This window comes from Rhodospira trueperi, assembly GCF_900101965.1.
Taxonomy (GTDB): domain Bacteria; phylum Pseudomonadota; class Alphaproteobacteria; order Rhodospirillales; family Rhodospirillaceae; genus Rhodospira; species Rhodospira trueperi.
The window spans coordinates 1-22,548 of sequence record NZ_FNAP01000003.1 but is presented as its reverse complement, the minus strand read 5'-3'; the positions used below and the strand labels follow the sequence as shown (position 1 = coordinate 22,548).

General features: G+C 68.6%; 13 protein-coding genes. 4 read left to right on the top strand and 9 right to left on the bottom strand.

The window, feature by feature from the left end:
• Positions 1-8: 8 nt before the first annotated feature.
• The 4 genes from nifJ to BLS85_RS05240 form a co-directional block, all read right to left on the bottom strand.
• Entirely contained in the window at positions 9-3,638 is a 3,630-nt protein-coding gene (gene nifJ / locus BLS85_RS05255; RefSeq protein ID WP_218128306.1) for a pyruvate:ferredoxin (flavodoxin) oxidoreductase, read from the bottom strand.
• A gap of 123 nt (positions 3,639-3,761) precedes the next feature.
• Positions 3,762-5,405, bottom strand: coding sequence for an NAD(P)-binding protein (locus BLS85_RS05250; protein ID WP_218128304.1), 1,644 nt, complete (start codon positions 5,403-5,405; stop codon positions 3,762-3,764).
• Between the two features lie 210 nt (positions 5,406-5,615).
• The gene (locus tag BLS85_RS05245; RefSeq protein ID WP_092783302.1) at positions 5,616-6,728 is read right to left on the bottom strand and encodes a polyamine ABC transporter substrate-binding protein; all 1,113 of its coding nucleotides are present in this window, start codon (positions 6,726-6,728) and stop codon (positions 5,616-5,618) included.
• 51 nt (positions 6,729-6,779) lie between these two features.
• Entirely contained in the window at positions 6,780-8,177 is a 1,398-nt protein-coding gene (locus BLS85_RS05240; protein WP_092783299.1) for an aspartate aminotransferase family protein, read from the bottom strand.
• A 237-nt stretch (positions 8,178-8,414) separates the two neighbouring features.
• Here BLS85_RS05240 and BLS85_RS05230 point away from each other — a divergent pair, with 237 nt between their 5' ends.
• Together BLS85_RS05230 and ada are read left to right on the top strand one after the other, a co-directional pair.
• The gene (locus BLS85_RS05230) at positions 8,415-9,341 is read left to right on the top strand and encodes a DMT family transporter (protein ID WP_245699090.1); all 927 of its coding nucleotides are present in this window, start codon (positions 8,415-8,417) and stop codon (positions 9,339-9,341) included.
• 14 nt (positions 9,342-9,355) lie between these two features.
• Positions 9,356-10,423 carry a bifunctional DNA-binding transcriptional regulator/O6-methylguanine-DNA methyltransferase Ada gene (gene ada, locus BLS85_RS05225; RefSeq protein ID WP_092783994.1) on the top strand — a complete coding sequence of 356 codons (1,068 nt, stop codon included), beginning with the start codon at positions 9,356-9,358 and terminating at the stop codon, positions 10,421-10,423.
• 99 nt (positions 10,424-10,522) lie between these two features.
• On the opposite strand, the gene rnhA is transcribed toward ada, so the two are convergent.
• Both rnhA and BLS85_RS05215 read right to left on the bottom strand, forming a co-directional pair.
• A complete protein-coding gene (gene rnhA, locus BLS85_RS05220; RefSeq protein WP_092783293.1) occupies positions 10,523-11,035 on the bottom strand; it encodes a ribonuclease HI in 513 nt (170 codons plus the stop codon).
• On the bottom strand, positions 11,001-11,963 hold the full coding sequence (locus tag BLS85_RS05215) for a homoserine kinase (protein ID WP_092783992.1): 963 nt from the start codon (positions 11,961-11,963) through the stop codon (positions 11,001-11,003). Before BLS85_RS05215 ends, rnhA begins: the two co-directional genes overlap by 35 nt.
• Positions 11,964-12,198: 235 nt before the next feature.
• On the opposite strand from BLS85_RS05215, the gene BLS85_RS05210 reads away from it, so the two are divergent.
• Together BLS85_RS05210 and BLS85_RS05205 are read left to right on the top strand one after the other, a co-directional pair.
• The gene (locus BLS85_RS05210; protein WP_143027095.1) at positions 12,199-12,771 is read left to right on the top strand and encodes a hypothetical protein; all 573 of its coding nucleotides are present in this window, start codon (positions 12,199-12,201) and stop codon (positions 12,769-12,771) included.
• Positions 12,772-12,786: 15 nt separating this feature from the next.
• Positions 12,787-13,803, top strand: coding sequence for a DUF3137 domain-containing protein (locus tag BLS85_RS05205; RefSeq protein ID WP_092783287.1), 1,017 nt, complete (start codon positions 12,787-12,789; stop codon positions 13,801-13,803).
• Positions 13,804-13,869: 66 nt separating this feature from the next.
• On the opposite strand, the gene BLS85_RS05200 is transcribed toward BLS85_RS05205, so the two are convergent.
• The 3 genes from BLS85_RS05200 to BLS85_RS05190 form a co-directional block, all read right to left on the bottom strand.
• Complete coding sequence (locus tag BLS85_RS05200) at positions 13,870-18,756, bottom strand: NAD-glutamate dehydrogenase (RefSeq protein WP_092783284.1); 4,887 nt, start codon at positions 18,754-18,756, stop codon at positions 13,870-13,872.
• A 154-nt stretch (positions 18,757-18,910) separates the two neighbouring features.
• A complete protein-coding gene (leuC, locus tag BLS85_RS05195) occupies positions 18,911-20,311 on the bottom strand; it encodes a 3-isopropylmalate dehydratase large subunit (RefSeq protein ID WP_092783281.1) in 1,401 nt (466 codons plus the stop codon).
• Between the two features lie 155 nt (positions 20,312-20,466).
• Positions 20,467-21,909, bottom strand: coding sequence for a M23 family metallopeptidase (locus BLS85_RS05190; protein WP_176793393.1), 1,443 nt, complete (start codon positions 21,907-21,909; stop codon positions 20,467-20,469).
• Positions 21,910-22,548 lie beyond the last annotated feature (639 nt).

The window sequence follows — 22,548 nt, the reverse complement described above, 5'->3', positions numbered from 1 at the left end:
TTACCGCCTCACATCTGTCCGCGCGCACCCTCGCGCGCCATTTCCTCGTACAGGTGGTACTTGTCGAGCACCTGTTTCTGCGCCTGGGCCATGAGCACGCGCGCGGTTTCCGGATCGCTGGCCGACAGCGCACGGTAGCGCAGTTCGTTCTGGGTGTAGGCCGACAGGGCAATGCGCGGGCGCGGGCTGTCGAGGATGAAGGGGTTTTCCTCCGCCTCCTTGACCGCCGGGTTGTAGCGCAGCAACGGCCAGTAGCCGCTCTTGACCGCCAGATCCTGCTGATCCATGCCCTTGTCCATGGCGATACCGTGGGCGATGCAGTGGCTGTAGGCCAGGATGATGGACGTGCCCGGATAGGCCTCGGCCTCGCGGAAGGCGGTCAGCACATGCTGCGGGTTCGCCCCCATGGCCACGCGGGCGACATAGACGTTGCCGTAGCTGATGGCCTGGAGCGCCAGATCCTTCTTGCCCACGCGCTTGCCGGCGGCGGCGAACTTGGCGACCGCGCCCACCGGCGTGGCCTTGGACATCTGGCCGCCGGTGTTGGAATAGACCTCGGTGTCCATGACCAGAATGTTGACGTCGCGACCGCTGGACAGAACGTGGTCGAGGCCGGCGGACCCGATGTCGTAAGCCCAGCCGTCGCCGCCGACGATCCAGATCGAGCGGCGCACGAGGTGATCGACCACCGACAGCAGGTGGCGGGCGTCGCCGTCCTCCATCCCTTCCAGGATACCGCGCAGCGTCTCGACCCGGGCGCGCTGGGCCACCAGGGCCGATTCGCTGCGCTGATCGGCCTCCAGGATGGCGGCGGCCAACTGTTTGCCGACCACCGGGGCCAGCCGCGCCAGCAGGTCGCGGGCGAGCCGCACATGGTTGTCGGCCGACATGCGGAAGCCGAGGCCGAATTCGGCGTTGTCCTCGAACAGGCTGTTGGACCACGCCGGGCCGCGCCCGGTTTCGTCCACCGCCCACGGGGTGGTCGGCAGGTTGCCGCCGTAGATCGACGAACAGCCGGTCGCGTTGGCCACCTGCAGGCGGTCACCGAACAACTGGGACAGCAGCCGCACATAGGGTGTTTCGCCGCAGCCCGCGCAGGCGCCGGAGAACTCGAACAGCGGGCGCAGGAACTGGGCCCCCTTGACCGTTGAATAGTCCACGCGCGAGCGGTCGTTGATGGGCAGCGTGTCGAAGAAGGCCTGATTGGTCTCGACCTCACCGCGCACGGTCAGCTTGTCCTCCATGTTGATGGCGCGGTGGCTGGCGTTGGTCGGGTCCTGGACCGGGCAGACGCTGACGCACAGGCCGCAGCCGGTGCAATCGGCGACCATGACCTGCAACGAGAAGCGGATGTCGGGGAAGCCGCGCGCCTCCACCGGCGCGTGGGGAAAGCTCTCCGGTGCCCCCACCAAGCGGGTCTGGTTGTAGAACTTGGTGCGGATGACGGCGTGCGGACAGACCATGGAGCAGTTGCCGCACTGGATGCACAGCGTGGGATCCCAACGCGGAATCTGGGTGGCGATGTCGCGCTTTTCGTACTGCGTCGTGCCGCTGGGGAAGGTGCCATCGGCCGGCAGGGCGCTGACCGGCAGGGTGTCGCCCTTGTCCGCCAGCATGGCGGCGGTGACGGTGCGCACGAAGTCGGGCGCGGTATCGGGCACCGGCGCGCGCGACGGCACACGGATCGTGTCGGCGCTTTCCGGCGGCAGGGGCACCTCGCGCAGGTGCGCCAGCGCCATGTCCACGCCGGCGTGGTTGCGGGACACCACCTCGTCGCCCTGGCGGGCATAGGTCTTGGAGATCGCCGCCTTGATGCGCTCGATGGCCACATGCGGCGGCAGCACTTTCGACAGCGCGAAGAAGCACACCTGCATGATGGTGTTGACGCGCCGGCCCAATCCGGCCTCCCGCGCCACCTTGACCGCGTCGATCACGTGCAGTTTCAGCTTTTTCTCGCGGATGGCCCGGCGCATGGTGTCGGGCAGGCGCGACCACGTCTCATCGGGCGGATAGGGGCTGTTGAGCAGCACGTCGGCGCCCGGCGCGGCGCGGTCCACGATGTCGATCATGTGGACGAACTGGAACTGGTGGCAGGCGACGAAGTTGGCCCGTTCGACCAGATAGGGCGCGGTGATCGGCTCCGGGCCGAACCGCAGGTGCGAGACGGTGCGCGAGCCGGATTTTTTGGAATCGTAGACGAAATAGGCCTGGGCGTGTCGATCCGGCTCGCCGCCGATGATCTTGATGCTGTTCTTGTTGGCGCCCACGGTGCCGTCGGAGCCCAGGCCATGGAAGATGGCGCGGACCACGCCGTCCGGCTCGATGGAGAAGTCGGGATCGACGGCGAGGCTCAGGTGGGTGACGTCGTCGGTGATGCCCACGGTGAAGCGCGGCTTGGGGTCGGCCTTGGCCAGTTCGTCATAGACCGCCTTGACCATGCCCGGCGTGAATTCCTTCGACGACAGGCCGTAGCGCCCGCCGATCAGGCGCGGCATGGTCTTCGTCGGCAGCCGGTCATAGGTCTGGGCCTCGGCCAGGGTGGCCAGCACGTTCAGGTACATCGGCTCGGCCTGGGCGCCGGCCTCCTTGGTGCGGTCCAGCACCGCGATGGCCCGCGTGGACGGCGGCAGCAGGGCGAGCAGTTTGGTCGCCGACCAAGGGCGGAACAGACTGACCTTGATGACGCCCACGCCCGCGCCGGTGGTCTCGTTGAGATAGTCGGCGGTGGTCATGGCGGTCTCGGCGCCCGAGCCCATGATGACGATCACCCGTTCGGCGTCGGGCGGGCCGTGGTAGGTGAACGGCGCCAGCGGTCGCCCCGTCATGGCCGACAGGCGCGCCATTTCCGCCTCGACGATGTCCGGCATGCGCTCGTAGAAGGGATTGCTCGCCTCCTGGGCCTGGAAGTACACGTCCGGGTTCATGGCGGTGCCGCGCACGAACGGCCGCTCCGGGCTGAGCGCGCGCAGGCGGTGGGCACGCACCAGATCGTCGTCGATCATGTCGCGGATGACCGCGTCGGGGATCAGCGTGATCTTGTTGATCTCGTGCGAGGTGCGGAAGCCGTCGAAGAAATGTAGGATCGGCACGCGCCCGCGCAGGGTGGCAGCCTGGGCGACCAGGGCGTGGTCGTGCGCCTCCTGCACCGACGCCGAGGCCAGCAGGGCAAAGCCGGTGGTGCGCGCCGCCATCACGTCCTGATGATCGCCGAAGATCGACAGCGCGTTGCGCGCCAGAGAGCGGGCCGCGACATGGATCACGCAGGCGGTCAGCTCGCCCGCGATCTTGTACATGTTCGGCAGCATCAGCATCAGGCCCTGGGAGGCCGTGAAGGTGGTGGCCAGCGATCCGGCCTGCAACGCGCCGTGCAGCGCGCCGGCGGCGCCGCCCTCGCTCTGCATCTCCATGACGTCCGGGATGGTGCCCCAGATGTTGGTCTTGCGCTGCGAGGCCCATTCGTCGGCCAGTTCGGCCATCGTCGAGGACGGCGTGATCGGATAGATCGCGCACACCTCGTTGACCCGGTAGGCAACGTGGGCGCAGGCCTCGTTGCCGTCGATCATGACGCGCAGGGGCTCGTTGGGGACCTCGCGCGCCGCAGCGGACTCCGAGGTGGACAGCGCGGTGGTATCGGGCATGGCTGGATGTCCCTCTAGTTCCCTGGGCTTCCGTCCCTGGCACGGCGTCTGGGCGCTCTTGCGTGGCGCGCTTGCCGTCTCGGCGGGGGGGGGGCGAGCGGGTGGAGCCGCCCGCCCGGGGGGTCAGTGGTGCGGTTCCGGAATCATCTCGATGGCGTGGACCGGGCACTGGTCGTGGCACACGCCGCACCCGGTGCAGCGTTCCAAATCGACCCGGTACCCCTTGCCCGACCCCAGCTTCTGGATGGCGTTTTCCGGGCAGGCGCCCTGGCAGCCGTCGCACTCATAGCAGTTGCCGCACGACAGGCAGCGCTTGGCCTCGTAGTGGGCTTCCAGCGTCGACAGGCCGCCGACCACCTCCTCGAAGCCACTGGTGGCCTCCTCGGCGCTACGGTGGGGCTGTTCGCGGGGATCGGCCTCGACATAGTACGGCACTTGCAGGTCGGCGAAGCTGACCGCCGGATTTCGCGGCGGGCGCTGGAACAGACCGCCGCGCAGCCACGTATCGATGCAGCGCGCCGCCTGCTTGCCGTGGCCGACGGCAATGGTCACCGAGCGTTCGGAGGGCACCATGTCGCCGCCGGCGAACACGCCGGGCGCGCCGGTCATCATACGCTCATCAACCCGCACGGTGCCGTCGCGGTCGAACGACAGGCCCGGCACGGAGCGCAGGAAACTGGTGTCGGTGTCCTGACCCAGGGCAAGGATCAAATCGTCGGCCTCGATGGTTTCGGTCTCGCCAGTGGGGCGGGGTCGGCCGCGGTCGTCCAGTTCCATGATCTCCACGGTCATGGAGGTCTGGTCCAGGCTCTTGATGGCGCGCAGCCAATGGATTTCCACGCCCTCGTCCAGCGCCTCCTGGGCCTCGAAGTCATGCGCGGGCATGTTCTCGCGGTCGCGGCGATAGACGATCAGGGGCTCGTGCCCCAGCCGCTTGACGACGCGGGCGGCATCCATGGCGGTGTTGCCGCCGCCGTAGACCGCGACGCGACGGCCCAGGCGCGGGCGCTCGCCGGCCTCGACGCTCTTCAGGAACGACACCGCGTCGAGCATGGTGCCGGCGTCGCGCGCCGGGATGTCCACCCGCTTGGAGAGGTGCGCGCCGACGGCGACGAACACGGCGTCGAAGGCGTCGGCCTGACGTTCCTTCTCCAGGTCGGTGACCTTGTGATTCAGGTTCAGGGTGATGCCCAGGTCGAGAATGCGCGTGATCTCGCCGTCCAGCACGTCGCGCGGCATGCGGTACGCCGGAATGCCGAAGTGCATCATGCCGCCGGCCATGGGGCCGGCCTCGTGGATGGTCACGGCGTGTCCGGCGCGCGCCAAGTGATAGGCCGCCGACAGGCCGCTGGGGCCGCCGCCGACGATCAGCACCTTCTTGCCGGTGGACGCGGCCGGGGGATCGAACGCCCATCCCTTCTGCAGCGCCAGATCGCCCAGGTAGCGCTCCACGGCGTGGATCGTGACCGAGGCATCCAGGTCCTTGCGGTTGCAGGCGTCCTCGCACGGGTGATAGCAGACGCGCCCATGCACGGCCGGCATCGGGTTGTCCCGGACGAGCTCGCGCCAGGCCGCCTCATCCTCGCCGGCCTGGGCCAGGGCCAGCCACGCCTGGATGTTTTCGCCGGCGGGGCAGGCCTGATTGCAGGGCGGCAGGTGATCGACGTAGATGGGCCGCCGCACCCGTTCCGGGCCGGTGCGCCGCTCATGGCGAAGGTCCAACGGACGGGTCATGTCCGTCGGGCGGTGCAGGGGAGCCTGTCCCATGACGTATCCCTTCCCGGTGGTGACGCTCTTGACGGCGCTCACTGTTCCTGGATCGCGCGGACGGGCGGGTCGGGCCACCAACAGGTGATGCCGTAACCGCCGGGCCGTGTGTTGGCGTCATCGTAACCGAAAGGGCCGGCCGGACCACAAGGGAATAATGACCCGACGCAAAACCTTCGTCGAAATGGTTCAGGCCGGCCGTTCCGGGCTTCAGATTCCTGTCTTGAAGCGGTTCCACAGGCGGGTGCGCATGCGATCCACCGCCTGCGAGGAGGCCCGATCCGGGAACAACCGCGCCAATACCTCGTCGTCGGGATAGATGCGCGGATCGTTCAGGATCGCCTCGTCCATGAAGGGCGCGGCGGCGTCGTTGGCGTTGGCGTAGGCGACGTAGTTGGAGATGGCGGCCGAGACCTCCGGCTCCAGCAGGTAGTTGATCATCGCATGCGCGGCGTCCGGATTCGGCGCGTCGGCGGGAATGACCAGCGTGTCGAACCACATCAAGGTGCCTTCCTTGGGAATCACGTAGGTCACGGTGACGCCGTTGTCGGCCTCGGCGGCGCGGTCGGCGGCCTGGAGCACGTCGCCGGACCAGCCCAGCGCGAGGCAGATGTCACCGTTGGCCAGGGCGTTGACGTATTCGGACGAGTGGAACTTGGTGATGTGGGGGCGGATGGGCATCAGCAACGCGGCCACCGCCTCGAAATCCTCGGCCCGCTCGGTGTTGGGATCGAGCCCCAGGTAGTTCAGCGCGATGGGGATCAGCTCCGTCGGCGCATCCAAAACATGGACACCGCAGTCCGCCAGCTTCGACACCTTCTCCGGGTCCAGCAGCAGATCGTAGCTGTCCAGCGCCACGTCCTCGCCGAGCCGTTCCCGAACCATGTCCACATTCAGGCCCAGGCCGGTCGTGCCCCACATGTAGATCGCGGCGTGTGCGTTGCCGGGATCAAGTTCGGCCAGATACCCCATCAGCTTCGGGTTGAGATGTTCGAGGTTCGGAATCTGAGACGTGTCGAGCGGACGGAACACGCCGGCCTTGACCTGCCGTTCCATGAAGATGCCCGTGGGCACGACAAGGTCATAGCCCGTGCTGCCGGCCAGCAGCTTGGCCTCCAGCACCTCGTTGGAGTCGTAGACGTCATAGGTCACGTCGATCCCGGTCTTGGCCTCGAAGCCGGGAATCGTGTCCTCGGCGATGTAATCCGACCAGTTGTAGAAGTGCAGCTGGCCTTCGGCGGCGGCCGGCGTCGGGGCGGCGGCACCGACGGTCAGGGCCACGGCCGTGAGACCGGACAACAACAGGGTGCGCGGATCGGCCATTGCGGGTCCCTCCATCCAGGATTCGTTCGGTGAGCCGGGGGTCTCAACGCATTAGGGCATCAGGCGGGGCAAGTCGCGTTTGGTCTGGTCCAGAGCGCGGGACAGGGTGTCCACCAGGGTGTCGATCTCCGCGCGGGTGATGATCAGGGGCGGCGCCATCACCATGGTATCGCCGACCGCGCGGATGATGGCGTTGGCTTTGAAGCACAGATCCCGGCAGTGTGTTCCGACCCGGCCGACCGGCCTGAAGACCCCGGGACCGGCCTTGTCGCGGACCAGTTCGACGCCGGCCATCAGGCCCCGGCCGCGCACCTCGCCGACCAGGGGGTGACCGCTCAACCCCTCCAGCCGCTCCATCAGATAGGGACCGACATCCTCCCGCACGCGCTCCACCAACCCCTCGCGGTCCAGGATGCTAATGTTTTCCAGCGCCACGGCGCAAGCCGTTGGGTGCCCGGACGACGTGAAACCATGGGCGAACTCGCCACCCAATTCGATCAGGGTGCGAGCCACCCGCTGTCCCACCATCACGGCGGCGATGGGCATGTAGCCGGACGACAGACCCTTGGCGAGGGTCATGATGTCCGGCCGGATATCGAAGGTCTGGCTGCCGAACCAGTGGCCGGTGCGGCCGAATCCGCAGGTGACCTCGTCGGCGATCAGCAGAATGCCGTGATTGGCACAGATGCGCTGGATTTCCGCCCAGTAGCCGGGCGGGGGCACGATCAGGCCGCCGACGCCCTGGATCGGCTCGCCGATGAAGGCGGCGACCCGACCGGGACCGATGGCCTGGATCGCCTCCTCAAGCCATCCGGCGGCCGTGCGACCGAACGCCTCCGGAGACTGGTCGGGGCCATTGCGGAATCGGTGGGGGTCGCGGATGTGCTCGAAGTCGGGCACCGGCCCGCCACCCTGCCGGTGCATGGCCTTCATGCCGCTCATGGCGGCGGCGGCGACCGTGGAGCCGTGATAGCCGTTGTCGCGTCCGATGATGACCGTGCGGGCGGGCTGGCCCTCCAGCGCCCAGTAGTGGCGGACCATGCGGATCGCGGTCTCGTTGGCCTCGGATCCGCTGTTGGTGAAGAAGGCGTGGCTCAGGCCGCGCGGGGTGAGGTCCGCCAGCCGGCGCGCCAGTTCGATGGTCGGCGGCGTCGCGGTCCTGAAGAACTGGGTGTAGTACGGCAACTCGGCCATTTGCCGCGCCGCCGCGTCCGCCAGTTCGCGGCGGCCGTAGCCGACGTTGACGCACCACAGCCCGGCCATGCCGTCCAGAATCCGCGTGCCTTCCGAATCCCAGAGCCAGACGCCCTCCGCGCGGGTGATGATGCGACACCCCTGCTCCGTCAGCGCCTTGTGGTCGGTGAACGGATGCAGATGATGGGCGGCGTCCAGCGCGCGCCACTCGGGCGCGGTGCGATCCGGAACGGGGGTCGGGGGGGCGGCGGTCATGGTCCGGTCGGTGTCCCTGCTCTTTATCAAATGGGCGACCATTGTATCAAATGGGCGACCATTGTGCGGTGCGTTCGTCCGCGCTTCCTTTCTGACCGAGGCGAGGGGTTTTGGAAAGGGCGGCGACATCATCCCGGGTGGGATTGTTTTGATCGCAGGAACCGGAATGCTCATCCGGCGCGGCCCTGATATGGGTCGGGACACTCGGATGATCGAGGTGATGGATCAAGGAGTCCCATGATGAGTGTCGCCGGTGTGCCCGTCTCCCCCACCATGGGGCTGAAGGAATGGGCCATGCTGCTCAGCCTCTCCCTGTTGTGGGGCGGCTCGTTCTTTTTCGTCGGCGTGGCGGTGCAGGCGCTACCGCCGCTGACCATCGTGGCCGCGCGCGTCGGGCTGGCGGCGCCGGTGCTGTGGATGGCGGTGTTCGCGCTGCGGCGGCCGATTCCCCGCGATCCCGCCGTCTGGGCGGCGTTCGCCGTCATGGGGGTGCTGAACAACGTGATCCCGTTCAGCCTGATCGTCTGGGGGCAGACGCAGATTCCGTCCGGCCTGGCGTCGATCCTGAACGCCACCACGCCGCTGTTCACGGTCGTCGTCGCCGGCCTGCTGCTGGCCGACGAGCGGTTCTCGGCGCACAAGGGGCTCGGCGTGGCCATCGGGTTCGCTGGGGTCGTGGTGCTGATCGGCGCCGATGCCCTGTATGTGCCGGACGCGCCGGTGCTGGCCCAGATGGCGGTGCTGGGCGCCGGCCTGTCCTATGCGTTCGCCGCCGTCTTCGGGCGGCGATTCCGGGGCATGGGGCTCGATCCGCTGGTCACCGCCACCGGACAGGTGACCTTCTCCGGCCTGATCATGGTGGCGCTGGCCGTTGGCATCGACCGGCCGTGGACGCTGCCGATGCCGGCTGTTCCCGTGCTGGCCTCCCTGCTCGGGCTTGCGGTGCTGTGTACGGCGCTGGCCTATGGGCTGTACTTCCGCATCCTGGCCACGGCCGGGGCGACCAATGTGATCCTGGTGACCTTCCTGGTGCCGGTGACGGCAATCCTGCTGGGCGTGACGGTACTGGACGAATCGCTGCGGGCCAGCCATCTGGTGGGTATGGCCGTCATCGGCGCCGGTCTGCTGGTCATGGACGGCCGGGTATTGCGCCGGGTCGCGTGATGGAGGGCGGCGGCATGAGGGTGGTTGATTCGGGTCAGGATGACGTCCGCTGGCGGGCCGTGGTCGACCGACTGCCGATGCCGGATCAGGTGTTCGTCTACGCGGTGACGACGACCCGTGTGTATTGCCGTCCGGGATGCCCGTCGCGACGCCCGAATCGCGCCAACGTCGTGTACTTCGACCGGCCCGAGGAGGCGCGGGCGGCGGGGTTCCGCGCCTGCCTGCGGTGCCGACCGGACGAGCCGGCGGACACCGGCGTGGCGCGGTGCGTCGAACGGGCGCGCCGACGCCTGGACACCGACGAGGCGGAGCCGACGCTGTCCGAACTGGCCGCCGAAGCCGGACTCAGCCCGGGGCATTTTCAACGGCTCTTCAAGGCCTGGGTCGGCGTCAGTCCCAAGGGGTATGCCCGCGCGGTGCGGGCGACGCGGTTGCGGACGGCATTGGAGGAGGGCGCGACGGTGACGGAGGCGATCTACGGCGCGGGCTACGGGGGGCCGGCACGCGCGCACGGCGAAGCGGGGGCGGCATTGGGCATGAGCCCATCGGCCTATCGCAAAGGCGGAGCCGGCGAAGTGATCGACTACACGATGGGTGATTGCGTGCTGGGCCGGGTGCTGGTGGCGGCGACACCGCGCGGGCTGTGCGCCGTATTCCTGGGGGACGACGACGCCGCGTTGTACGACAGTCTGCGGGCGCGCTTCCCCAGGGCGGATGTTCGGCCCGACGGCGACTCGGCGCGGGCCGTGCTGCCCACGGTTCAGACGCTGGCGGCGGAACCGGGCCGGCCGTTTGACGGGCCGCTCGACGTGCGCGGCACGGCGTTCCAACTGAAGGTGTGGGACGCCCTGCGCCGCATTCCCCCCGGCGAGACCCGCACCTACGGCACCATCGCCGGAGACATCGGTCAGCCCACGGCGGCGCGGGCGGTGGCGCGGGCCTGCGCCGACAACCCGGTGGCGATGGTGGTGCCGTGTCACCGCGTGCTGCGCGGCGACGGCTGCCCGGGCGGGTACCGCTGGGGCACCGCGCGCAAGCTGGCCCTGCTTGAGGCGGAGCAGGACTCCCAGGACCAAGGGTAGGGCGGATTCGCCCGACTCTGTCGGGCAATCCGCCGCTCCGCGGCGGTCGAGTGCGCCCCGCCGTCTTGTGTCTTCGCGCCGGGACAGGGAGCTGGCGGGTCACTTCGACCCGGACGCGGAATCCTTCCGCAGCGCGGCGCACGCGGCCCGCGCCAGAGCGTCAACCCGCTCATTCTCGGGGTGGCCGGCGTGGCCGCGCACCCACTCCCAGCGAACCTGGTGAGGGGACAGCGCGGTGTCCAGGCGGCGCCACAGATCCTCGTTCTTGACCGGCGTCTTGGCCGCCGTCTTCCAACCCTTGCGCTTCCAGCCCGCGATCCATTCCGTGATGCCCTTCATCACGTACTGGCTGTCGGTGACGATCCGCACCGGACAGGGCCGCTTCAGGGCCTCCAAGCCGGCGATCACGGCCATCAGTTCCATGCGGTTGTTGGTCGTCTCGGGCTCCGCGCCGGACAGTTCCCGCTCAACGCCCCGGTAGATCAGCAGCGCTCCCCAGCCGCCGGGTCCCGGATTGCCGGAGCAGGCCCCGTCTGTGACCAGGGTGACCTCGGAATCGGTGCCATCCCCCACGTCCTCACTCCAGTCCGTAGGCGCCGGGGCCGGCGACATCGCGATGAAACCGCAGCTTGTACAGGTACTCGCGCGGGTCCTTGGGTCGAACCAGGGCACCCTCCGGCGTGTTCACCCAGTCGAACAGGCGCGTCAGAAGAAACCGCATGGCCGCCCCCTGTGCCAGCACCGGCAGTGCCTCCATCTCCCCCGCCTCCAGCGGACGCACGGCGCGGTAGCCGTCCAGCAGCCGGCGCGCCTTGGTCACATTGAACTCGCCCCGGGCCTCGAAACACCACGCGTTCAGGCACACCGCGATGTCATAGGCGAGGAAATCGGTACAGGCGAAATAGAAGTCGATCAGCCCCGAGATCTCGTCACGCAGGAAGAACACGTTGTCCGGAAACAGGTCGGCATGGATCACGCCGAGTGGCAGACCACCGGGCCAGGCGGCCTCCAGGTCGGCCAGGGCCGCATCCAACTCCGCCCCCAGGCCGGGCTCCACGTCATCGGCGTGGTCGGCGCAACGTTCGAACAGCGGCCGCCAGTCGCCCACGCCCAGCCCGTTGCGCCGGGTCATGGCGAAGTCCCGCCCGGCCGCGTGCAGGCGCGCCAGCGCGCCCCCCAGGCGGTTGCAGTGGTGCGGGGTGATGCGGCGCGGCCACATGCCGGATAGGAAGCTGACCAGCGCCGCCGGTCGCCCGGCCAGTTCGCGCAGGGTCTCTCCGTCGTGGCCCCGGATCGGCGTCGGGCAGGGAATGTCGCGCGCCGCCAAATGGTCCATCAGGCCCAGGAAGAACGGCAGGTCGCCGGGATCGACCCGCTTTTCGTACAGGGTCAGGATCAGCGGGCCGGTTTCCGTCTGCACCAGGTAGTTGGAGTTCTCCACCCCCTCGGCGATGCCCTTGCACGACAGCGCCCGCCCGACCCGGTATTGCTCCAGGAAGGCGTCCAGCGCATCGTCGGTGACTTCGGTGTAGACAGCCATGAACCCGGCGGACAGAAAACGGAAAACGGAAGACGGGGTGGGCGGGTCGCGCCCCACCGATCCCAACATTTTCGGGCAGACGGCGGCGGGCGACCCGGGTATGGTGGGCGCGCGCAGGGGATCTCGACGCCGGGCCGTTGTAGCCGATCCGCCCGCCGGACGCCACCGTCCCGCCGTGGGTTCCGTCGCGCCGTCCACCCGTGCCCGCCCCTCCCCCTGATCGGAAATCGTTCCCATGGTCGCCCCCGCCTCCAATTGCCGCCCTATTCCCGTCCGTCTCGGAGTTTTCGCAATCCTTGGTCTCATGCTGTCGGCCTGCTCCGGCCCGGTCTTCGAGCGGGAGGAAACCCGGCCCTGCCCGCCGGTGCGGATGGAAGCCACCACCGTCGACCTCACCCGGTTCCGGCCGGGACCCGGCCGTGACCTGACGGATGTGGTGCTGGAGGCGGAACTGACCGGATACCAGGGCGAATGCCAGTACGACGACGATGAGCAGTCGGTGCGTGTCGATCTGGTTCTGGCCTTCTCCGCATCGCTGGGGCCGGCGGCCACGGAGCGCCAGCAGGCCTTTGAGTATTACGTGGCCATCCCGCGTTTCTATCCCGATCCAAGGGGAAAGCAGGTCTTCGAGTCCACCATCGTGTTCCCGGAGAACACGAACCGCGTGCGCTATGTGGGCGAGGAACTGAGCATCGAGGTTCCGCTGGGGGCCGACGGCGCGGCGGCCGAGGTTCCGGTCTACATCGGCTTCCAGCTCACTCCGGAGCAGATCGAATACAACCGCGCGCACGCGACCGGCTCCCGATAGCCGCACGGAGGAGGCATGGCGACGCCGCCCGTTTTCGAGGAACAGGCCCCGCACGAACAGGGCTTCGCCGAGGTCTTCGAGACCCGGATCCTGCCGGTGATGCAGAATCTTCAGGTCGAACGGTGCAGGGCCAGCGGCAAGGGGCGGCGAGCGGCGGCGCTCGTCGCCGGGCTGGGCGCGGCGGCGGCTGCGGTGGTTGCGGTGCTGGCTCCGCCCGGGCCGGCCTTGGCCATGGGGCTTGGGGTCGTCGCCGTGGTCACGGTGGGAGGCACCGTCGGACTGCTGAAGACCATGCGCAACCGGGTCAATCGCCGCGCGGCCCGGCGGATCGCGCCCATCCTGTGCGAGTTCATGGCCATCGACCGGTTTCGCCAGGAGATCGGGGTCGACTTCATCGACCCGGCGTGCTTCCAGGATCTGCGTCTTGTGGAGGCGTTCGACACGGCCGCGCTGGAGGATGGGATCGAGGGGGTGTGGCGCGGCGTCCGCTATCGACTGGCGGAGGCGCGCCTGAGCCGGCGACAGGATCACCATGACAGCGGCCGGCCTCAACAGCCGGTCGAGGTGTTCCGGGGCCTGCTGATGTGGGTGGAGACCCCGTCGGAGATGCCGACGATCCTGTTCCTGCGCAAACGCGGCAAGGTGCTCGGCTGGGTGCGCGAGCAACTCGCCGGCCTGGAGGACATGGAGCGCCTTCCCTTCCCCGATGCCGAGGTCGAGGACCAGTACGACGTCTACACCAGCGACGCGGCGGCCGCGCGGGCGGCGGTGTCGCCGGCGTTCGGCCGCACCCTGCTGACCCTGCGCGCGGACCATCAGGGGAACGAGGGACACCTCGCCGCCGCCTTCCAGGGTCGCGGCCTGTATCTCGCCATCGCCCGCACGGACCCGTTCCTGCGACTGGATGCCGCCGACGGGGAGCCGATCCGACTGGCCCGGCGGATGCGCGCCGCGCTGGCCGATCTCGCCATGCCGCGCCAGGTGGTCGACACCCTGACCGGCGCGGGGGGTGGAGAGGGTGGGGCAGGGTGAGGGTGACCGGTCTGAACCGGGCGAGCGACGGGTCCCTGTTTCTTTCTCGTTCGCCCAGGCGCCGCCCTACACCCCCGCCATGGCGCGGAACTGGCGGCTGGCAACGGTCAGCATGGCGAGATCCACACCGCCCGACGTGCCCTGCAACTCGCCGATCAACTGCGCGGCGCGGTCGACGGTGACGGGCGTGGTCTCGATCCAGGCGGCGATGGCGGCGTCGGGGTCCTCCAGGTCGCGACCGTGCTCGATGATTCGGTGCGTGATCTGGCGCTGGTGGCTGTAGAACTCTTCGGCCAGGGCGGAGACCGCCAGCTTGGTCCAGTGCCCGCCGGTCTCCAGTTTCTCGGCGGTGCGGCGCAGCCAACCGATTCCCAGCCGGGTGCCGACGGCGAAGTACAGCCGGGCCACGCCCTCCATCGGCAGGTCATGGGCGGCGGTGATGCGCACGATGTCGCCGGCCGCCGCCATGATCATCAGGCAGGCCACCCCGGCGGCCAGCGGCGTCGGCACGCCGGCCTCGACCCAGGTCTCCATGCGCGCGGTGGCGCCTTCCAGGGTTTCGGCGGTGGCCAATTCGTCCAGGTTGGTGGAAAGCGTCTGCACCGCCGGGGCCAGTTCCGTTACCGTGGCGGTGACGTCCAGCGGCCACGTGCCGTGGCGCAGCATCCACTGCGTCTGACGGGCGACGAGTTGGTTGACGGTGTGCAGAAGCTCCATCTGCACGGGGGCGGCGACGCGTCCGTCCAGGGCTTCGATCTGGTCCCACAGTGCGCGCAGGCCGTACACCTCGCGCACCGCCATGTAGGCGCGGGCGATGTCGGCCGGGCGCATGCCGGTCTTTTCCATCATCTCGGTGACGAAGGCGGCGCCGACCCGGTTGATCATGGAGTTGGCGATATAGGTGGCGATGATCTCGCGGCGCAGGCGGTGCCCGCCGATGCGGTCGCGGAATCGGGTCTGGATGGCTGGCGGGAAGTAGTACGCCATGGTCTGATTGAGCATGGGGTCCTCGGGCATATCGGAGCCCATCACCTCGTCGAAGATCCACAGCTTGCCGTAGGGGATCAGCACCGCCAGTTCCGGCCGTGTCAGGCCGCGCCCGGCGGCCATGCGTTCGGCAATCTCGTCGTCGCCGGGCAGGAACTCGACGGCGCGGTCGAGGCGGCCGCTGCGTTCCAGCACGCGCATGAGTCGGTGTTGATGGTCGAGAATGCCGGCCGCACCGCGTTCCATCAGCGAGATGGCCTGGGTCTGGAGGTAATTGTCCCGCAGCACCAGGGCGGCGACGTCGTCGGTCATCTCGCCCAGAAGCTGATTGCGCTGCTTTTCGGTGAGGTCGCCGGCCTCGACGATGCCGTCGAGCAGGATCTTGATGTTCACTTCGTGGTCGGAGCAGTCCACACCGGCCGAATTGTCGATGGCGTCGGTGTTGATGCACCCGCCCCGGCCGGCGAATTCGATGCGCGCGCGCTGGGTGACACCCAGGTTGGCGCCTTCGCCGATCACCTTGACCCGCAGATCGTCGGCATCGACGCGGATGGCGTCGTTGGCGCGGTCGCCCGCGTCGACGTGGGATTCCTGACTGGCCTTGACGTAGGTGCCGATGCCGCCGAACCACAGCAGGTCGGCCGGGCCGCGCAGCAGGGCGCGGATCAGTTCGGTGGGGGTGACCACGTCCTGACGGATGCCCAGCATGTCCTTGATTTGGGGGGTCAGGCGGACCTCCTTGGCGCGTCGCGCGAAGATCTGGCCCCCTTCGGACAGCAGACCGTGGTCATAGTCCGCCCAGGAGGAGCGGGGCAGGTCGAACAGGCGCTTTCGTTCCTCCCACGAGACTGCCGGGTCGGGGTTCGGATCCAGAAAGATGTGCTGGTGGTTGAAGGCGCCGATCAGGCGGATGTGTCGTGACAGCAGCATGCCGTTGCCGAACACATCGCCGGACATATCGCCGACGCCGATGACGGTGAAGTCGGCCGTTTGGGTGTCGTGCCCCATTTCGCGGAAGTGACGCTTGACCGCCTCCCAGGCGCCGCGCGCGGTGATGCCCATGACCTTGTGGTCATACCCGTTCGACCCGCCGGAGGCGAAGGCGTCGCGCAGCCAGAAATCGTACTCCGCCGAAATGGCGTTGGCGATGTCGGAGAACGTCGCCGTGCCCTTATCGGCGGCGACGACAAGATAGGGATCGTCGCCGTCGCGCCGACGCACCCGGGGCGGCGGAACCACTTCCTCGCCTTTCAGGTTGTCGGTGATGTCGAGCAGGCCGCGCATGAAGGTCTTGTAGCAGGCGATGCCTTCGGCTTGGACGGCCTCGCGGCCGGCGTCGGCGGGCGGCGGGCGCTTGACCACGAAGCCGCCCTTGGAGCCAACCGGCACGATGACCGCGTTCTTGACCATCTGCGCCTTCATCAGGCCCAACACCTCGGTGCGGAAGTCCTCGCGCCGATCCGACCAGCGGATGCCGCCGCGCGCCACCTTGCCGCCGCGCAGGTGGATGGCCTCGACGCGCGGGGAATACACGAACACCTCGACCCAGGGGCGCGGCAGCGGCAGGTCGGTCACCGAGCGGCTGTCGATCTTCAGCGACAGCCAGGGCTTGGGGGCGCCGGCCTCGGTGGTCTGGAAGAAATTGGTGCGCAGGGTCGCCTTGATGAGCCCGTGATAGCGCCGCAGGATGCGGTCCTCGTCGGGGTTGGTGACCTCGTCGAGCCCGTCCACAATCGCGGCTTCGATGTCGGCTTCCGCCCGCGTGGTGTCCTCCGGGGGCTCGGGGTCGAAACGGGCCTCGAACAGCGCCACCAGTCGGGCCGATATGGTGGGATGGGTGGCCAGGGCCTGGATGATGTAGCTCTGGCTGAAGATGAAGCGGGTCTGTTGCAGATAGCGCGCGTAGGCGCGCAGCACCGTCACCTGCCGCCAGGTCAGCCCGGCCTCAATGACCAGTCGGTTGAAGCCGTCGTTCTCCAGGTCTCCGGTCCAGACCCGGCGGAAGGCCTCCTGGAACGGGTCGCGCACGCGGTTCAGATCCACCACCGCGCCCGACGCGGCCGTCATGGCGAAGTCGTGCAGCCAGACGGTGGTCGCGGCGGTGGTCGTCCCGGGGGCGGGCTGGTCGTCGTCGCCGACCGTGCCCCGGCTGGGGCGCAGTTCGAAGGGCACCTCGCCGATGACCCGGAACCCCATGTTCTCCAGCACCGGCAGCATGTCCGACAGCGGCACGGCGCCGCTGGGCTGATAGACCTTGAAGCGAACCTCTGACCTGGGGGTTTCGACCGGGCGGTGCAGGTTGAGCGACAGCGTGCCCGTGGCCAGCGCGGTTTCGATGCGGGCGATGTCGGCGACGGCCGCCTGGGCCGAGTGGCGCTCCCGGTAGCTGGCGGGAAAAGCGGTGCCGTGGCGCCGCAGCAGACGCAGTCCCTGTTCCTCGCCCTTGGCGGCGACCAGGGCGTCGGCCAGATGGTCGCTCCAGGAGCGCGTCGCGGCGGCGATGCGGGCCTCGATCTCCTCGGTGTCCGGGGTCGGAACGGAGCCCGGCGTGGTGCGCAGGATGGTGTGAAGGCGGGCGAGGGGAGTCTCGTCCACCTGTGTCGACCAGGTCTCGACCCGGCCGCGCAGGCGTGTTTCCAGGATGTCCTGCACGGTTCGCCGCATGGCGGTGTCGTAGCGGTCGCGCGGGATGAAGACGAGGCAGGAAATGAACCGCTGGAACTCGTCCATGCGCAGGAACAGGGCGGCGCGCTGGCGTTCCTGAAGGTCGAGGATGCCCAGCGCGACCTCCAGCAGGGAGGCCTCGTCGCTCTGGATCAGTTCGTCACGCGGCAGCGTCTCCATGATGTGCAGCAGACGCTTGCCGTCGTGGCCGCGCGGGGCGAAGCCGCTCAAGGCCATCACCCGGGCCACTCTGCGGCGCACCACCGGGATGCTGACCGCGCTGTTGGTGTAAACCTCGGCGGTGAACAGGCCCACCATCAGGGTCAGGCCGACCAGCCGCCGCTCGGCGTCGAAGCGCTTGACGACCACGGCGTCCATCGGCACCGGACGGTGGACCCGCGAGCGCATGGCGGTCTTGGTCAGCAGCACAGGGGCTGGCCCGAGCACATAAGCCTGAACGTCCTCCGGCAGGGTCTCCAGATCACGCAGTTTCCCGAACACCCGGACGTCGGGGGCGCGCAGGATGCCCAGTCCGGGCTCCGGGTCGGCGCGGGGGCCGGCCTCGGTCTCAACGAAGGCATAGTCCCGGGTGCCCAGAAACGTGAAATGATTGTCGCACAGCCACGTCAGGAAGTGGGCCATCTCACCCACCATGTCGGGATCGTCCGGGGGCGGGGTCGGCAGTGTGCTGTCGCGCAGGCCCTCGGCGGTGGCGCGGGCCAGTTCGGTCATGGCCGGCCAGTCATCGACCGCCACGCGCACCTCGTCCAGCACCGTGCGGACCGACGCGCGCACACGGTCCAGCACGTCGGGGTCGGTCTGCTCGGCGAACTGAACGTGGATGAAGGATTCGCGGGTCGCGCCATCAGACTCGGTGTCGCACAGCCGAGCCCCGCCGTCATCACGCCGCACCCTCAGGACCGGGTGAATGACCAGATAGACCACCATGCCCAAGCCGGTCAGCGCGGCGGTGACCGAGTCCACCAGGAAGGGCATGTCGTCGGTGACGATCTCCAGCACGGTGTGCTCGATGTGATACCCGTGCTGTTCGTACACGGGATTGAGCACCCGCACCCCGGGTTCGTCCGGCTGGCGCTGGCTTAGGAAATCCAGGGCCGACAGAGCGGCGCCGTACAGCGTTTCCGGGTCGTGGCGGGCCATGTCGCCCGGAGGCACATGGCGGTAGAAGTCCTCGACGAAGCGGACAGCCTGGTCCACATCACCGGGCGTCAACCGGTCGGAGACGAGGGCGCGGACGGCCTCCAGTTGCTCAGCCTTGCGGGCGGCCTGTCTGTGTGGCATGGCGTGTCCTCTCCAATCTGTCCGACCCGATCCGGCGTGGGCCGCGCCGGTGCTCCACCGTCGGGCCATGGAACCGGCCCGCGCGGCTCAATATCGCACGTTCAGGATCGGGTTTCGAGAGGGAGAGGCCGGAAGCCCGGGAAACGGGCCGCGTCTACCCCAGGTCCCGCGCGTCGGTGAGGCGGCCGGTGACGGCGGCGGCCACGGCCATTTCCGGGCTCATCAGGTGGGTGCGGCCGCCGCGGCCCTGTCGTCCCTCGAAGTTGCGGTTGGAGGTCGAGGCGCAGCGCTCGCCCGGCTCCAGCCGATCGGCGTTCATGGCCAGACACATGGAGCAGCCGGGTTCGCGCCATTCGAAGCCAGCCTCCAGGAACACCCGGTCGAGGCCCTCTTCCTCCGCCTGTTCCTTCACCAGACCCGAGCCCGGCACCACCATGGCGCCGATGCCGTCGGCCACCTTGCGTCCCTTGGCGAGGGCGGCGGCGGCGCGCAGGTCCTCGATGCGGCCGTTGGTGCACGAGCCGATGAACACGCGGTCGATGGGAATGTCGGTCAGCTTCATGCCGGCCGACAGACCCATGTAGCCGAGCGCCCGTTCGATGGCGGCGCGGCGGTTGGGGTCGCTCTCGGCGGCCGGATCGGGCACGGTGCCGGTGATGGGCAGGACGTTTTCCGGGCTGGTGCCCCAGGTGACCTGGGGGGCGATGGCGGTGGCGTCGATCACCACCTCCGTGTCGAAGGTGGCGCCTGGGTCCGACTTCAGCGTCTTCCACCACTGGACGGCGGCTTCCCACGCCGCGCCCTTGGGCGCCATGGGCCGGCCCTGGAGGTAGGCGAAGGTGGTCTCGTCCGGCGCGATCAGGCCGGCGCGGGCGCCCGCCTCGATGCTCATATTGCAGACCGTCATGCGGCCTTCCATCGACAGCGCCCGGATGGCGTCGCCGGCGTACTCGATGACATGGCCGGTGCCGCCGGCGGTGCCGATGCGGCCGATGATGGCCAACACGATATCCTTGGCGGTGACGCCTGCGCCCACGCTTCCGTCGATGCGCACCCGCATGTTCTTCGCCAGCATCTGGCGCAGGGTCTGGGTGGCCAGCACGTGTTCCACCTCCGACGTGCCGATGCCGAAGGCCAGCGCTCCGAAGGCGCCGTGCGTGGCGGTGTGCGAGTCGCCGCAGACGATGGTGGCGCCGGGCAGCGTGAAGCCCTGCTCCGGGCCGACGATGTGGACGATGCCCTGGCGGATGTCGGCCATGGACAGGTACTGCACGCCGAAGGCGCCGCAGTTGTCCTCCAGGGTCTGTACTTGCAGGGCGCTTTCCGGGTCGGCGATGCCGGCGGCGCGGTCGGTGGTCGGCACGTTGTGATCGGCCACCGCCAGCGTCGCCTTGGGCGCGCGCACCGCCCGGCCGGCCATGCGCAGGCCCTCGAACGCCTGCGGGCTGGTGACCTCGTGGACCAGATGGCGGTCGATGTAGATCAGGCAGGTGCCGTCGTCCTGACGTTCGATCAGGTGGCTGGCCCAAATCTTGTCGAACAGCGTCTGCGCCATGGTCCGGGGTCTCCGTGTCTGCGGTGGTTCGTCGGGGGCCAGTCATGCCACGCGGGGGAGCGGCGGGCAAGATGGGCGCGGGTTCCCAACGCGAACCGCCCCGGCCGGGGGGCGCGGGGCGGTTGCGGGAACGGGGTCGGGGTGGGGGCGTGCGCTTATTCGCCGCCGGCGGTGCTGGCGATCTCGGTCTGGCCGCGCAAGCTGGCGTACAGGCCGTCGATGGCCCGGCGCTCGGCCTGGAAGCGTTGCAGTTCGGCGCCGGCGAGCTCGATGGCGGGCTGGAAGCGCACGCCCATCGGGTTTACCTTTTCGCCGTTGCGGATGATCTCATAATGCAGATGCGGGCCGGTGGACATGCCGGTCGTGCCGACCCGGCCGATGACGTCGCCTTGTTCCACGCGCTGGCCGTTGCGCACCTGGATGCGGCTCAGGTGGCCATAGGCGGTGGCGAACTCGCCGTTGTGGCGGATGCGGATATAGTTGCCGTAGCCACCCTTGCGTCCGGCGAAGTTCACCACACCGTCGCCGGCGGCATAGATCGGGGTGCCGGTGGGCGCGGCGAAGTCGACGCCGGTGTGCATGCGCGAGTAGCCCAGGATGGGATGGCGGCGCATGCCGAAGCTGGACGACAGGCGGGCCCCGTCGATGGGGGTGCGCATCAGCGGCTTGCGGATGCCCTGGCCGGCTTCGTTGAAATAGTCCTCGCGGCCGTCCTCGGTTTCGAAGGCATAGGCGCTGATCCGCTCGCCACCGTTGGTCAGCGCGGTGAACATCACCTTGCCGTCCCGGACATGGCGACCGTCCTCGGTGACGAACCGCTCATACATGACCTCGAAGGTGTCATCCTTCTGGATGTCGCGCTGGAAGTCGATGTCGTACGAGAGGATTCGGATCATCTCGGCCAGGGCCTGGTCTGAGACGCCGGCATCGATCGCGGCCTGATAGAGGCTGAGGGTGATCGGGCCGCCGAATCGCACCACCTCGCGGCTCAGGGGGGCCTGTTTCTCTTCGGCGCCGTACCCGGTCTCGGTGTCGGGATCGGCCTGGACCAGAACGCAGGTGCCGGCGGTGGGCTCGAAATCGAAGCCCTTGAAGGTCAGGGTGTCGTCGTCCGGTTCGTCGAAGTGGATGTTGACCACGTGACCGGGGCGCATGTGACGCGGGTCGAACACCCCGTCCAGGGCCTTGACCGCCTTGTGGGCCTCGATCCGGTCAACGCCGGCCTCGATGAGAAGGCCGATCAGGGTGTCGCCCCGGTCGATGCGGGCGGCGACGGAGACGGGCGGGGTGTCGTTCGGGCGACCCGCCTGGGGGACCAGGGCCGCCATCTCCACCGTTTCGCGCTCCGCTGCAGAGACGTCGATCACGTCGCCGGCCTGTTCGGTGTTCGCGGTCAAGTCCGGCTTGCGGGCGGGGAGGGGAACCGGTGCGCCCTGAAGGGCCGCGACGACGGCGATATCGGCCGCATGCGGGCCGGAGGCGCTGGCCGCGTGGGGCATCGCCAGCGCCGCGATGGCGGCCACGGCGAGCCCGGCGAGAACCGGACGGCGCGCCGCGCGCGTTGCCCATGCCCGGCGCCGGTGGGTCGGCGGTGTCAATGGCGTGATCCTGGTCCCTGTCCGATCGCTGAGCGGACTACTCATCCCCGTCTCTCCATGTTGGTGCTGGTTATCCGTTCTGCATTGGTCGGCCAGGGCGCGGCCGACGGATTAAGGTGTTCCCCTTGGCGTGTCGATTACCCCTACTGATGAGGCAAGGGTTCCCGTTCTCCGCGATGCGGCAAACACATTGCACACCGTGTCACCATGACCGCCTCGACTCGAACTGTCAACAAAAGAGTCTTTGAAATCAGGTCCCTCTAGCGTGATATTTGAGTCACAGTTTATCGCCCGCGCCTAAAGTGGCGTTGCTGATTTGCCACGGGTCAAGATGATAGATGGCGCCGGTACCGAAGTCTGTCTGTTTGTATGCGCGGGCGTCGCTCTTAAGGGCTCTCGCCCGCCCTCCCGACGTCCGACCTGGTCGCGAGCGGCGCCCAAGGCCGGTTGGCGCGGCGCCGGGAACGGCGGGCCGAAGGCTGATTGGGACGCGGAATGTTTATTCAAATTGTCCGGGTTTGGGCAAGGATTTTGTGACATCCCGCAGGGCAACGGGCTCAGGTTAACGGCCGAGGGCTGATTTCAGTGGCGAACGGGATTCGAGGGTGATTCAACAGGCGTCTGCCCCCCAGAACCGGA

Coding starts and splice junctions, on each gene's coding strand:
- nifJ (WP_218128306.1), bottom strand. CDS start 3,638: ATGCCCGATACCACCGCGCTGTCCACCTCGGAGTCCGCTGCGGCGCGC.
- BLS85_RS05250 (WP_218128304.1), bottom strand. CDS start 5,405: ATGGGACAGGCTCCCCTGCACCGCCCGACGGACATGACCCGTCCGTTG.
- BLS85_RS05245 (WP_092783302.1), bottom strand. CDS start 6,728: ATGGCCGATCCGCGCACCCTGTTGTTGTCCGGTCTCACGGCCGTGGCC.
- BLS85_RS05240 (WP_092783299.1), bottom strand. CDS start 8,177: ATGACCGCCGCCCCCCCGACCCCCGTTCCGGATCGCACCGCGCCCGAG.
- BLS85_RS05230 (WP_245699090.1), top strand. CDS start 8,415: ATGATGAGTGTCGCCGGTGTGCCCGTCTCCCCCACCATGGGGCTGAAG.
- ada (WP_092783994.1), top strand. CDS start 9,356: ATGAGGGTGGTTGATTCGGGTCAGGATGACGTCCGCTGGCGGGCCGTG.
- rnhA (WP_092783293.1), bottom strand. CDS start 11,035: ATGTCGCCGGCCCCGGCGCCTACGGACTGGAGTGAGGACGTGGGGGAT.
- BLS85_RS05215 (WP_092783992.1), bottom strand. CDS start 11,963: ATGGCTGTCTACACCGAAGTCACCGACGATGCGCTGGACGCCTTCCTG.
- BLS85_RS05210 (WP_143027095.1), top strand. CDS start 12,199: ATGGTCGCCCCCGCCTCCAATTGCCGCCCTATTCCCGTCCGTCTCGGA.
- BLS85_RS05205 (WP_092783287.1), top strand. CDS start 12,787: ATGGCGACGCCGCCCGTTTTCGAGGAACAGGCCCCGCACGAACAGGGC.
- BLS85_RS05200 (WP_092783284.1), bottom strand. CDS start 18,756: ATGCCACACAGACAGGCCGCCCGCAAGGCTGAGCAACTGGAGGCCGTC.
- leuC (WP_092783281.1), bottom strand. CDS start 20,311: ATGGCGCAGACGCTGTTCGACAAGATTTGGGCCAGCCACCTGATCGAA.